Origin of the sequence: Streptomyces sp. Ru72, assembly GCF_002920635.1 — a bacterium.
Taxonomy (GTDB): domain Bacteria; phylum Actinomycetota; class Actinomycetes; order Streptomycetales; family Streptomycetaceae; genus Streptomyces.
Map to the genome: position 1 here is coordinate 15,289 of NZ_PQSR01000107.1, position 12,183 is coordinate 27,471.

At 70.6% G+C, this 12,183-nt stretch carries 13 protein-coding genes; 2 read left to right on the forward strand and 11 right to left on the reverse strand.

The window, feature by feature from the left end; genetic code table 11:
- Positions 1-483 carry a methylated-DNA--[protein]-cysteine S-methyltransferase gene (locus tag C3488_RS32910; protein ID WP_103844546.1) on the forward strand — a complete coding sequence of 161 codons (483 nt, stop codon included), beginning with the start codon at positions 1-3 and terminating at the stop codon, positions 481-483.
- A gap of 6 nt (positions 484-489) precedes the next feature.
- Here C3488_RS32910 and C3488_RS32915 read toward each other — a convergent pair whose 3' ends face one another.
- From C3488_RS32915 to C3488_RS32935, 5 genes are all read right to left on the reverse strand, one after another.
- Entirely contained in the window at positions 490-1,218 is a 729-nt protein-coding gene (locus C3488_RS32915) for a Sir2 family NAD-dependent protein deacetylase (RefSeq protein ID WP_103844547.1), read from the reverse strand.
- 72 nt (positions 1,219-1,290) lie between these two features.
- Positions 1,291-1,782, reverse strand: a complete 492-nt coding sequence (locus tag C3488_RS32920; RefSeq protein WP_103844548.1) for an NUDIX hydrolase — start codon at positions 1,780-1,782, stop codon at positions 1,291-1,293.
- A 24-nt stretch (positions 1,783-1,806) separates the two neighbouring features.
- Positions 1,807-2,271 (reverse strand): hypothetical protein, encoded by a 465-nt coding sequence (locus C3488_RS32925; protein WP_103844549.1) that lies wholly within the window; start codon positions 2,269-2,271, stop codon positions 1,807-1,809.
- Positions 2,272-4,029 carry a sialidase family protein gene (locus tag C3488_RS32930; protein WP_103844550.1) on the reverse strand — a complete coding sequence of 586 codons (1,758 nt, stop codon included), beginning with the start codon at positions 4,027-4,029 and terminating at the stop codon, positions 2,272-2,274.
- 197 nt (positions 4,030-4,226) lie between these two features.
- Complete coding sequence (locus C3488_RS32935; protein ID WP_103844551.1) at positions 4,227-5,297, reverse strand: ADP-ribosylglycohydrolase family protein; 1,071 nt, start codon at positions 5,295-5,297, stop codon at positions 4,227-4,229.
- Between the two features lie 196 nt (positions 5,298-5,493).
- Here C3488_RS32935 and C3488_RS32940 point away from each other — a divergent pair, with 196 nt between their 5' ends.
- Complete coding sequence (locus C3488_RS32940; RefSeq protein ID WP_103844559.1) at positions 5,494-6,612, forward strand: glycerate kinase; 1,119 nt, start codon at positions 5,494-5,496, stop codon at positions 6,610-6,612.
- Positions 6,613-6,699: 87 nt separating this feature from the next.
- Here the strand turns inward: C3488_RS32940 and pssA are convergent, their stop codons facing one another.
- From pssA to C3488_RS32970, 6 genes are all read right to left on the reverse strand, one after another.
- Positions 6,700-7,521, reverse strand: a complete 822-nt coding sequence (gene pssA, locus C3488_RS32945; protein ID WP_103844552.1) for a CDP-diacylglycerol--serine O-phosphatidyltransferase — start codon at positions 7,519-7,521, stop codon at positions 6,700-6,702.
- A gap of 22 nt (positions 7,522-7,543) precedes the next feature.
- Positions 7,544-8,191 (reverse strand): phosphatidylserine decarboxylase, encoded by a 648-nt coding sequence (locus C3488_RS32950; RefSeq protein ID WP_103844553.1) that lies wholly within the window; start codon positions 8,189-8,191, stop codon positions 7,544-7,546.
- A 171-nt stretch (positions 8,192-8,362) separates the two neighbouring features.
- Positions 8,363-9,568: an acyl-CoA dehydrogenase family protein gene (locus tag C3488_RS32955; RefSeq protein ID WP_103844554.1), complete on the reverse strand. Its 1,206-nt coding sequence runs from the start codon at positions 9,566-9,568 to the stop codon at positions 8,363-8,365.
- Between the two features lie 3 nt (positions 9,569-9,571).
- The gene (locus tag C3488_RS32960) at positions 9,572-10,099 is read right to left on the reverse strand and encodes a MaoC family dehydratase (protein WP_103844555.1); all 528 of its coding nucleotides are present in this window, start codon (positions 10,097-10,099) and stop codon (positions 9,572-9,574) included.
- A gap of 5 nt (positions 10,100-10,104) precedes the next feature.
- Complete coding sequence (locus C3488_RS32965; RefSeq protein ID WP_258053811.1) at positions 10,105-11,124, reverse strand: CoA ester lyase; 1,020 nt, start codon at positions 11,122-11,124, stop codon at positions 10,105-10,107.
- On the reverse strand, positions 11,121-12,183 hold a 1,063-nt coding region (locus C3488_RS32970; RefSeq protein ID WP_181139292.1), incomplete at its 5' end, for a methylmalonyl-CoA mutase family protein. The genes C3488_RS32965 and C3488_RS32970, both read right to left, overlap by 4 nt.

Below are 12,183 nucleotides of genomic sequence, written 5' to 3' on the forward strand. Positions count from 1 at the left end.
GTGAAACAGCACACGATCATCGACAGCCCCTACGGCCCCCTCACCCTGGTCGCCGACGACGGCGTCCTGTGCGGCCTCTACATGACCGACCAGCGCCACCGCCCGTCGGAGGAGACCTTCGGTGAGCGGGACGAGGACGCCTTCGCCGAGGCGGAGGAGCAGCTGGAGGCCTACTTCTCGGGCGAGTTGAAGGAGTTCACGCTCGAACTGCGCCTGCACGGCACCCCGTTCCAGCGCGGCGTCTGGGAGCAGCTGCGCCGCATCCCCTACGGAGAGACCCGCTCCTACGGCCAACTGGCCGACGCCCTCGGCAACCCCGGCGCCTCCCGCGCGGTGGGCCTGGCCAACGGCAGGAACCCCATCGGCATCATCGTCCCCTGCCACCGGGTCATCGGTGCGAGCGGCGGCCTGACGGGCTACGGCGGCGGACTGGACCGCAAGCGCCGGCTGCTGGAGTTCGAGCGGGGATCGGCGCTGTTCTAGGACTGCCTAGCCTTCCCGGAGGCTCCGCAGCAGAGTGGGCAGCGCCGTGCCGATCGGCTCCCGTACGACCTCGTCGGCCCGGTCGTCGTACGGCGTCGGCTCGGCGTTGACGATGATCAGCCGGGCCCCGTGGTCCGCGGCCAGACCGGCGAGGGCGGCGGCGGGCTGGACCTGGAGGCTGCTGCCGACCGCGATGAACACCGTGCACGCCTTGGTGATCGCCACGGCCTCGTCCAGCACCTCCGGGTCCAGCCGCTCGCCGAACATCACGGTCGCCGACTTGAGGATCCCGCCGCACTCCAGACACGGCGGATCGTCCTCGCCGGCCTCGACCCGGGCCAGCGCGTCCTCCATCGGGCCGCGTGCACGGCATCGCGTGCAGATCACGCTGCGCGCGGTGCCGTGCAGTTCGAGCACCTTGCGGGCGGGCATCCCGGCGAGCTGGTGCAGCCCGTCCACGTTCTGCGTGATGACGCGCACGGGCACCCCGGACCGCTCCAGCTCGGCCACGGCCCGGTGCGCGGCGTTCGGCTCGGCGTTCAGGGCCTGGTTCTGCCGCCGCATCCGCCACGAGCGCCGCCGGATCTCCGGATCGCTCATGTAGTACTGGTACGTCACGAGCTTCTCGGCCTCGGGGTCCCGTCGCCACAGCCCGTTCGGCCCGCGATAGTCGGGGATCCCGGAGTCGGTGGAGATACCGGCGCCGCTGAGGACGGCGACGAGGGGCTTGGTCATGTCACCGAGAGTAGGACGGTCGATCGTCGCGCGGCGAACGGACAACAGGGTCGACGGACAACGGGGTCGACGTCAGCCGACCCGGTGGCCGTTCTCCAGCTCCGCCGTGCCCGCGCCGTCCGCCAGCACGTCGAGGGCGGCGAGCACGCGGCGGCCGAGGGCGCCGGGCAGGTAGTCGGTGAGCTCCTCGCGGGGCACCAGGCGCCAGGACAGCAGTTCCTCCTCCTGCAGCCGGATCGCCTTGAGGTCGTCCTCGCCGAGGACCCCGCCGTCGTACAGGTAGGCGACCAGGGGCGGGCGTCCCGTCCCGTGCACCCAGTCGACCGCGAGCAGCCGGCCCAGCTCGCGGTCGAGACCGATCTCCTCCAGCGTCTCGCGGCGCGCACCCTGACGCGGGGTCTCGCCGTCGTCCGACTCGATGGTGCCGCCCGGCAGAGCCCAGCCCTCACGGTAGTTGGGCTCGACGAGCAGCACCCGGCCCTCGGCGTCGCGGAAGAGGGCGGCCGCGCCCGAGAGGACGCGAGGGAGGGACGCGATGTACGCGGCGAAGTCTGGAGTCGTCATCCTGGAAGGGTAACCACTGCCCGGTCAGGAGACGGCGGACGTCAGGTACGTCAGGTACACACCTCCCGCGCAGTCGGGCACCGTCCGCAGAGTCCAGCGGCCCTCCACCGTCCGGGAGGAGAAGTTCGACTCGGCGTCGTCCTCCTCCACCTCGCCCTCCTTCAGCGCGTATCCCGCCTTGGGCAGCTCCTTCTGCAGGAAGGTGAGCGCCGAGTCGAAGCCGCCGCGGACGACGGTGGACACGACCAGCCGGTCGCCGGTGCGGTGCTCCACCGAGGTCACGACCGCGCCCTCGGGCACCGGCAGGTCGGCCGGAAAGTCCTTGGGCAGCGGAAGTGAGGCGGCGGTGGGGCAGCCGCCGGGCGCCGGCGCGGCGGATGCCTCCACGGCCGGCCGCTCCGATCGCTCACTCGCAGCCGAGCACCCGGTGACGGCCGCCAGGGCGAGGACGCAGCCGGCCAGCGCGGCCCCGGTCGGGAACGGCTTCACTTATCGGCCTCCCTTGGTCTTCTTGTGCTTGCCGGCGAGCACGGCGTCGTACGCGCCGTACAACGTGTTCCCGGAGGACTGGCGGGCGATGGAGGCCAGCGCGTCGTAGTTCTGCGCGCCCCCGGTGGCGCAGGCGCCGGTGCAGCCGTCGGCGTAGGCGACCAGCACGCGACCCTGGGCGTCGAGGGTGACGTCGATGAAGTCCAGGAGGTTGCGGTCCTGGCCGCAGGTGGTGCCGCCGGTGCAGATGGACCCCTTCTGGACCGGGTCTGTGGGGGTGGCGTCGACGGTGACCCAGGACTGGCCGCCGTCGTAGGTGGTGGCCACGTACAGGTGCCAGACGCCCTTGAAGGTGGCGGAGTCCTGGTAGTTCCCCCCGGTCGTGGTGCCGAGGAAGGCGAAGGCGGCGCGGTTGTCGTCGCCCGCGGTCACGGCCGGGAAGACGATGTTCTTGATGCCGAGGGCCGCGCCGACGTTCTGGTCGTACAGCCACGTTCTGCCCTTGTCGTGGCTGACGGCGATCCGCGCGGTGCCGTCGCTGTTCTGGTAGCCCATGTAGACGCTCCCGCCGGCGCCGACTCCCACGCTCGGGTCGGAGTCACCGGGGGTGCTGGAGGGGTTCTTGCGGACGGTCCACGTCAGCCCGTTGTCCTCGGACACGGCCACGGCCTGGTTGCCGCCGCAGCCCTTGTTGGGCACGTAGACCGTGCCGTCCGGAGCGACCTTCACATGCCCGTGCAGTCCGCCGCAGTCCAGCAGCGAGTACATCGGGACGGCCGGCCCGTACGTCAGACCGCCGTCCCGGCTGACCGCACAGGAGGCGTCGGCGATGTCCTGGGAGCAGTAGTAGACGGCATCGGGGTACGAGGTGAGGGCGCCCGGCCCGCCCGGCGCGAAGGGGCCGCCGCCGATGGTCTGGTGGTCCACTCCGGAGTCGATGCCCGAGCCGCTCGTCGGCGTCCATGTCTCGCCGTCGTCGTCCGTGTAGCAGGTCAGGGCTGTCTTGCCGGCGAGCTGCGACTCGAAGGTGCGGTGCGTGGCCGGGTCGGTGAACAGGATCGGGTCGAGGCTGGTGGTGCTGCCCTGAGGACAGCCGTTCGCCGCGTTCGCGCTCCTGTCCTGCCAGGTGGCGGTGCCCGAGCTGTCGTAGGCGACCTTGAGCGTCGAGGTGTAGGCCTGGAACATCGCGGCGCCCGTCGCGCGGTCGACGCCGATCGAGGGTTCACCGGCGTTGTGCGCGTCCTTGATGCTGTCGGGTGCCGCGGAGTCGGCGTACGTCGGCGGGGTCGCCGTACTCGGCGGCGGATCGACCGGGGCGGCGACCAGGCTCGCGGTGCCGGTGAAGCTGTCGCCGAGGGGTGCGTACGGCACCACGCGCACGGTGTACGACGCCGTCACCGCCGGAAGCAGTACCGTCTCGGGGTCGCTGCTGGAGGCCGAGGCGGCCACGACGTGTTGGTTCGTGTCGAGGACGTACAGGTCGAAGTCGGCTGCGCTGTCGGGCCACTTGATGTCGATGCGCAGGCTGTGACCGGTGTCGTAGCCGGTGGGCACCGTCACCTTCAGCGCGTAGTCGTCGCACAGTTGCGGGTCGCCGCAGCTGACGGTGCCCGTGGTGCCGGAGACGTTCGGGACGGCGAAGGGTCCGCCGCCCCATGTGGTGGTGGGCGCGGTGTCGCTGACCGATCCGGAGGGCGGAGTGGCGGCGTCGGCCGACACACCGGGCAGGGCGCCGGCCAGGAGAGCCAGCAACCCCACGGCGACAGGCCACCGCGACCGCGGGTGGCGGCGACGACGGAGCACGGAGAAGAGAGCCACAAGTACCTCGTGGGTTCGCGAGTCGGACGAAGGGCGGTGGTGCGGGGCGGTACGTGGTGCCTTCGTCTGCTCTACGGAGAGGTGGAGGCCGTCCGTCGCGCGGAAGTCGAACGTTTCTCGGACGGACTCCCGGTCGCTCAGGCGGCCTCGGCTTCCACGAGCCGCAGGGTCCGTTCCGCGAGCTCGCTGATGCGGACACCGTCGAAGCCGAACACGGCACTGCGGACCGTGTCCTCCAATGGGTCCTTCCACCGCGCGGGGATCGCTTCCGCACCGGTGAGGACGCCCGCGACCGAGCCCGCGGTCGCGCCGTTGGAGTCGGTGTCCAGGCCGCCGCGCACGGTCAGCGCGATCGTACGGGTGAAGTCACCGTCGCCGTACAACAGCCCGGCCGTGAGGACCCCCGCGTTCGGAACGGTGTGGATCCAGCCGAGACCGGCGGTCTCCTCCGAGACCGCCTCCAACGTCTCCTCCCAGCTCAGCCGGGTCTCGTGGAGCGAGATCACCCGGCGTACGGTACGGGCGAGGCGGCTGCTCGCGGGGATCACCGTCAGCGCGGTGTCGAGCGCGTGCCGGACGGTGGGCGCGGTGAAGGCCGCCGAGATCAGCGCGGCCGCCCACATCGCCCCGTACACCCCGTTGCCGGTGTGGGACAGGACCGCGTCCCGGCGGGCCAGCGAGGCGGCGCGACGCGGGACGCCCGGGCAGGTCCAGCCGTAGACGTCGGCGCGGATCAGGGCGCCGATCCACTCCTGGTAGGGGTTGTCGTAGGTGGCCGTCAGCGGGGGTTTGAGGCCGCTCGCCAGATTGCGGTAGGCGGCCCGCTCGGCCGTGAACGTCTGCAGATACGGCAGCCTGAGCAGCCACTGGTCGCCGACCTGCTCGGTGCTGAAGTCGAAGCCGTGCGTCTCCAGCAGGTCCAGGCCCAGGACGGCGTAGTCGACGTCGTCGTCGCGGCAGCTGCCGTGGATGCGGCCGCGTACGCACTGACGCCACTCGGGGCGCAGGTCGAGGGCGTCGCTCTCGGTGGCGGGCTCGGGCAGGTAGTCGGTGAGCGGCAGCGCCGAGGCCTGCCGCAGATAACGGTCGATGCGCTCCCGCGTCCACACATCGCCCCGCTCGACCGGCTTGCCGAGCATGTTGCCGGCGATCCGGCCCAGCCAGCCGCCGAGGACGCGGTCCGCGAGATCGGTGCCCACAGGGGTCATGGCTGAAGGTCTACCCGATTCCGGGGGCGCTCGCGCGGGGTCCGGGGGCCGGACGGGGCATGACGGGGCAGGTGCGCTGCGGTTAGGGTCACCTCGGCGCGACTGCCCTGGCGTGTTCGACGTGCGCGGGGCCCGGAGAGCGAGGGGATTGCGGGTGGCGGACGCTGCAGTGGACGACACGCGGACGGCACAGCGGGTGCTCGTCGCCGCGGACAAGTTCAAGGGGTCGCTGACGGCCGTCCAGGTCGCGGAGCGGGTGACCGCGGGGTTGCGCAGAGTCGTGCCGGACCTCGAGGTGGAGGCGCTGCCCGTGGCCGACGGGGGCGACGGGACGGTGGCCGCGGCGGTCGCGGCCGGGTTCGAACGACGTGAGGTGCGGGTCGCGGGGCCGCTCGGGCACGAGGTGACGGCGGCGTTCGCGCTGCGCGGCGACACGGCGGTCGTGGAGATGGCGGAGGCGAGCGGGCTGCAGAGGCTGCCCGCCGGGGTCTTCGCACCGCTGACGGCGTCGACGTACGGGTCCGGTGAGCTGCTGCGGGCCGCGCTGGACGCGGGGGCGCGGACCATCGTGTTCGGGGTCGGCGGGAGCGCGACGACGGACGGGGGCGCGGGGATGCTGACCGCGCTCGGGGCGCGGTTCCTGGACGCGGAGGGGGAGCCGGTGACGCCCGGGGGCTGGGGACTGGCGGAGCTGGCCCGTGCCGACCTGTCGGGTCTGGATCCGCGGCTGGCCTCGGTCGACCTGATCCTCGCGAGCGATGTGGACAACCCGCTGACGGGGCCGGAGGGCGCCCCGGCCGTGTACGGGCCGCAGAAGGGGGCTTCGCCGGACGACGTGGAGACGCTGGACGCGGCGCTCGCGCACTGCGCGAAGGTGCTGGAGGAGGCGATCGGCGCGCGGGCCGCGGAGTACGCGGTGGCGCCGGGGGCCGGGGCCGCGGGCGGCATCGGGTACGGGGCCCTGCTCCTCGGCGCGCGGTTCCGCCCCGGCATCGAGGTGATGCTGGACGTCCTGGGCTTCGCGCCGGCGCTGGAGCGGGCCTCGCTGGTGATCACGGGCGAGGGCTCGCTGGACGAGCAGACGCTGCACGGGAAGGCCCCGGCGGGGGTCGCGGCGGCGGCGCGGGCGGCGGGCAAGGAGGTCGTGGCGGTCTGCGGCCGCCTGGCGCTGCCGCCGGAGGCGCTGGAGAGGGCCGGCATCGGCCGCGCCTACCCCCTGACGGAGGCGGAGCCGGACGTGGCGCGGTGCATCGCGGACGCGGGGCCCATCCTGGAGCGGGTGGCGGAACGGATCGCGCGGGACCACCTGCGCTGAGACGGCCCCCGGGGTGCCCCCCGGGCAAAGCGGAGGGCCCCGAACCCAACCCGGTTCGGGGCCCTCCGTCAAGCGCGGCATCGCGCGCTACGGCAACTGCGCCGCCCGCGCCTCCCGGCGGTTGTCGCGGAAGTTGTGCACCCGGCGTGCCGTGGCGAACAGCGGGATCACCGCGCCCATGACCAGCTGCAGCGCGCAGCCCGTCTGCAGCAGCAGCTGACCGCTCGGCGCGTCGAAGGCCCACGCCGCCAGCAGACCCATCGACAGGACGATCCACGACAGCATCGCCACCGCGAGCCGGCCCCGCGGCTTCGGGTACTCCACCCGGCTCACCATCAGCCACGCCGTACCCAGGATCGCCAGCAGCGTGGCGAAGAACGGCAGCTCCAGCAGGACGATCGAGACGACCGTCAGCGCGCCGAACGGCGACGGCATGCCCTGGAACACGCCGTCCTTCATCGTCACGCACGAGAAGCGCGCAAGGCGGAGCACCACCGCCAGCAGCACCACGATCGCGCCGACCGCCGCCACCCTCTGGTGCGCGTCGTCCGCCACCATGCCGTAGACCAGCACGAAGTACGCCGGCGCCAGGCCGAAGCTGATCAGGTCCGAGAGGTTGTCCAGCTCGGCGCCCATCGGCGACGACCGCAGCTTCCTCGCCACCAGGCCGTCGAACAGGTCGAAGACCGCCGCGCACAGCATCAGGATGACCGCCGTGGCCGCGCTGTGCCGCGCCATGCCCGCCGACTCGTCGTTGCCCGTCAGGTGCGGGATGAGGATTCCGGTGGTGGTGAAGTACACCGCCATGAACCCGCACGTGGCGTTGCCGAGGGTGAGCGTGTCCGCTATTGAGAGGCGGAGCGAGAGGGGCATCTCCTCCTCGTCGTCCACCTCGTCGGCCTCCGGCACCCAGCCGGACTGGGTATCGGGATCAATCACGGTCAAGGCGCGTCACCCCAGCCACGGTCTTCTGGCCGACCTCCACCGCGATCTCGACACCCTCGGGGAGGTAGATGTCGACACGCGAGCCGAAGCGGATCAGGCCGATACGGTCGCCCTGCTCCACCTTCGTACCCCGCGGGACGTACGGGACGATGCGGCGGGCCACCGCGCCGGCGATCTGGATCATCTCGATGTCGCCGAGCTCGGTGTCGAAGTGCCAGACGACGCGCTCGTTGTTCTCGCTCTCCTTGTTGAAAGCGGGAACGAAACCGCCCGGGATGTGCTCGACCGACGTGACCGTGCCGGCCAGCGGCGCACGGTTGACGTGGACGTTCAGCGGGCTCATGAAGATCGCGACGCGGGTGCGGCCGTCCTTCCACGGCATGATGCTCTGCACCACACCGTCGGCGGGCGAGATGACCCGGCCCTGGGTGATCTCGCGCTCCGGGTCGCGGAAGAACCACAGCATGCCCGCCGCGAGTGCGGTGGCGGGCACGGCCACGGCCTTCGCGGCGCCGGAGCGGCGCGCGCGGGCCAGGCTGAGGGCTGCGGTGGCAACGGTCGGGAGAAGCCACGGCGATGCTCCGCGCGCGAGGCGGACCCGGCCGCGTGGTGCAGAGGTTTGGCTGTGGGGCATGGATGACCTTCGTAGCGGGTGATGCCGCGCTTCAATGGGGGACGGCGGCTTTCCGGCCGATCGTACCGGTCGTGGACCACAACTGGGCAAGCCAGAAGGCCGAGTCGGCGACCGAAGAGTGTTGACGGGGTGTGATCTTCTTCGCGAAGAAAACACCCCGTATCGGTATATCTAACCCTGGAGTCGATACTCTTCGAGCAGTCGGCGACCGATGATCATTTTCTGGATTTCGGCGGTACCTTCACCGATCAGCAGCATCGGGGCCTCACGGTAGAGGCGCTCGATCTCGTACTCCTTGGAGAAGCCGTAGCCGCCGTGGATCCGGAAGGCGTCCTCCACGACCTCCTTGCAGTACTCGGAGGCGAGGTACTTCGCCATCCCTGCCTCGAGGTCGTTTCGTTCGCCGGAGTCCTTTTTGCGTGCCGCGTTCACCATCATGGCATGCGCCGCCTCGACCTTGGTGGCCATGTCCGCCAGTTTGAACTGGATGGCCTGGTGCTGGGCGATCGGCTTGCCGAAGGTGTGCCGCTGCTGCGCGTACGACACGCCGAGCTCGAAGGCACGCTGAGCGACACCGCAGCCACGCGCCGCGACGTTCACCCGGCCGACCTCCACGCCGTCCATCATCTGGTAGAAGCCCCGGCCGGTGACCCCGCCGAGCACCCGGTTGGCGGGAATCCGCAGGCCGTCCATGATGAGCTCGGTGGTGTCGACCCCCTTGTAGCCCATCTTGTCGATCTTGCCGGGGATGGTGAGGCCGGGGCGGACCTCGCCGAAGCCGGGCTCCTTCTCCACCAGGAAGGTCGTCATCGACTTGTGGGGCGCGGTGCCCTCGGGGTGTCCTTCGTCACTCTTGACGAGCACGGCGACGAGTGAGGACGTGCCGCCGTTCGTCAGCCACATCTTCTGGCCGGTCAGGACGTACTCGTCGCCGTCCTTGACCGCCTTCGACGTGATCGCCGACACGTCCGAGCCCAGACCCGGCTCCGACATCGAGAAGGCGCCACGGATCTCGCCGAGGGCCATCTTCGGCAGGAAGTAGTCCTTCTGTTCCTGCGTGCCGTGCTGCTTGAGCATGTACGCCACGATGAAGTGCGTGTTGATGATGCCGGACACCGACATCCAGCCGCGGGCGATCTCCTCCACGCACAGCGCGTAGGTCAGCAGCGACTCGCCCAGGCCCCCGTACTCCTCGGGGATCATCAGACCGAACAGGCCGAGTTCCTTGAGGCCGTCGACGATCTGCTGCGGGTACTCGTCGCGGTGCTCCAGCTCGGTCGCGACCGGGATGATCTCTTTGTCGACAAAGTCCCGGACGGTGGAGAGGATCTCCTGCTGGACGTCCGTCAGACCGGCGGTCTGGGCGAGTCGGGTCATGGCCTACTTCTCCTGCTCACGCTTTGAAATGTCCAGCAGTTCCGGGCGGCCCGGCTGCTCGCCGCCGCGCTCCTTGATGTACGTCTCGGTCGGCACCATCACCTTGCGGCGGAACACGCACACGAGGGTGCCGTCCTGCTTGTAGCCCTTGGTCTCCACGTGGACGATGCCGCGGTCGTTCTTCGACTTCGAGGGCCACTTGTCGAGCACGGTCGTCTCGCCGTAGATCGTGTCGCCGTGGAAGGTCGGGGCCACGTGCTTGAGCGACTCGATCTCCAGGTTGGCGATCGCCTTGCCGGAGATGTCCGGGACGGACATGCCGAGCAACAGCGAGTAGATGTAGTTCCCGACGACGACGTTCCTGCCGAAGTCCGTGGTCTTCTCCGCATAGTTCGCGTCCATGTGGAGCGGGTGGTGGTTCATGGTGAGGAGACAGAACAGGTGGTCGTCGTACTCGGTGACCGTCTTGCCCGGCCAGTGCTTGTACGTCGCCCCGACCTCGAACTCCTCGTAGGTCCGTCCGAACTGCATGCCGCTCACGCCTCCGGGATGTCGAACTTGCTGGTGCGCTGCATGCCGGCGGCGCGTCCCTTGCCCGCGACGACCAGCGCCATCTTGCGGCTGGCCTCGTCGATCATCTCATCGCCGAGCATCGCGGAGCCCTTCTTGCCGCCCGCCTCCGACGTGTAGTACTCGTACGCGTCCAGGATCAGCTCGGCGTGGTCGTAGTCCTCCTGGGACGGCGAGAACACCTCGTTGGCCGCGTCCACCTGACCCGGGTGGAGCACCCACTTGCCGTCGAAGCCGAGCGCGGCGGCGCGGCCGGCGACCTCGCGGAAGCCGTCGACGTTGCGGATCTGGAGGTAGGGGCCGTCGATCGCCTGGAGGTTGTTGGCGCGGGCGGCCATCAGGATCTTCATCAGGATGTAGTGGTAGGCGTCCGCCGGGTAGCCGGGCGGCTGCTCGCCCACGACCAGCGACTTCATGTTGATCGACGCCATGAAGTCGGCCGGGCCGAAGATGATCGTCTCGATGCGCGGGGAGGCCTGGGCGATCGCGTTGACGTTGTTGAGGCCCTGGGCGTTCTCGATCTGCGCCTCGATGCCGATGCGCCCGACCTCGAAGCCCATCGTCTTCTCGATCTGTGTGAGAAGCAGGTCCAGGGCGACGATCTGCTCGGCGCTCTGCACCTTCGGCAGCATGATGCAGTCGAGGTTCGGCCCCGCGCCCTCGACCACGGTCACGACGTCCCGGTACGTCCACTCGGTCGTCCAGTCGTTGACCCGGACCACCCTGGTCTTGCCCGTCCAGTCGCCCTCGTTGAGGAACTTGACGATGGTGTGCCGCGCCTCCGGCTTGGCGAGCGGCGCGCACGCGTCCTCCAGGTCCAGGAAGACCTGGTCGGCGGGGAGGCCCTGCGCCTTCTCCAGGAAGCGGGGGTTCGAGCCCGGTACGGCCAGGCAGGAGCGCCGCGGGCGGAGGCGGTCGACAGAAGAAAGGGGTGCGGCGGAGCCGCTCGCCAGAAGGGTGGTGGCGGGCGACGGGCGGGCGGTCATGCGGGGACCTCCAGGGGGTCGAGCTTGTTCGCTTTCCGGATCTCGTCGACGATACGGCCGATGATCCCGGTGATGTCGAAGTCCTTCGGGGTGAAGACCGCGGCCACTCCAGCGGCCCTGAGCTGCTCGGCGTCGCCGTTCGGGATGATCCCGCCGGCGATCACCGGGATGTCGGCCGCGCCGGCCTCGCGCAGCCGCTCCAGCACGTCGGGCACCAACTGGGCGTGCGATCCGGACAGGATGGACAGGCCGACCGCGTGCACGTCCTCGGCGAGGGCCGCGTCCACGATCTGCTCGGGGGTGAGCCGGATGCCCTGGTAGACCACCTCGAACCCGGCGTCACGGGCCCGCACGGCGATCTGCTCGGCGCCGTTGGAGTGCCCGTCCAGGCCCGGCTTGCCCACCAGGAAGCGGAGCTTGCCGACGCCCAGGTCGCGGGCGGTGACGTCCACCCTGCGGCGGACCTCCGCCAGCTTGGTGCCGTCCTCGGCGGCCACGGCGACGGGCGCGGACGACACGCCGGTGGGGGCGCGGAACTCGCCGAACACCTCGCGCAGGGCCCCGGCCCACTCGCCGGTCGTGACCCCGGCGCGGGCGCACTCCAGCGTGGCCTCCATGAGGTTCTCGGTGCCCTTGGCCGCCTCCTTCAGCCGCTCCAGCGCCTTGCAGGGGCGCGGGTGGTTGAACGGCGGCTGGTAGCGGGTGTCGCGCCAGCGCTGGAGGGACTCGATGACGCGGGCCTCCACCGCCGGGTCGACCGTCTGGATCGCGGTGTCCAGGTCGGCGGTCAGCGGGTTCGGCTCGGTGCCCTCGAATATGTTGACGCCGACGATCTTCTCCTGGCCCGACTCGATACGGGCCCGGCGTGCCGCGTGCGAGGCGACCAGCTGCGACTTGAGGTAGCCGGACTCGACGGCGGCCATCGCGCCGCCCATCTCCTGGATGTGGTCGATCTCGGCGAGCGCCGCCTCGACCAGCTCGTCCACCTTGGCCTCGATCACCTTCGAGCCCTCGAAGATGTCGTCGTACTCGAGCAGGTCGCTCTCGTAGGCGAGCACC

What these genes read in the sequence shown, in the direction of transcription:
- C3488_RS32955 (WP_103844554.1), bottom strand. Translation starts at nt 9,568, where the DNA reads ATGACCCGACTCGCCCAGACCGCCGGTCTGACGGACGTCCAGCAGGAG.
- C3488_RS32960 (WP_103844555.1), bottom strand. Translation starts at nt 10,099, where the DNA reads ATGCAGTTCGGACGGACCTACGAGGAGTTCGAGGTCGGGGCGACGTAC.
- C3488_RS32915 (WP_103844547.1), bottom strand. Translation starts at nt 1,218, where the DNA reads ATGACCAAGCCCCTCGTCGCCGTCCTCAGCGGCGCCGGTATCTCCACC.
- C3488_RS32950 (WP_103844553.1), bottom strand. Translation starts at nt 8,191, where the DNA reads ATGCCCCACAGCCAAACCTCTGCACCACGCGGCCGGGTCCGCCTCGCG.
- C3488_RS32920 (WP_103844548.1), bottom strand. Translation starts at nt 1,782, where the DNA reads ATGACGACTCCAGACTTCGCCGCGTACATCGCGTCCCTCCCTCGCGTC.
- C3488_RS32935 (WP_103844551.1), bottom strand. Translation starts at nt 5,297, where the DNA reads ATGACCCCTGTGGGCACCGATCTCGCGGACCGCGTCCTCGGCGGCTGG.
- C3488_RS32965 (WP_258053811.1), bottom strand. Translation starts at nt 11,124, where the DNA reads ATGACCGCCCGCCCGTCGCCCGCCACCACCCTTCTGGCGAGCGGCTCC.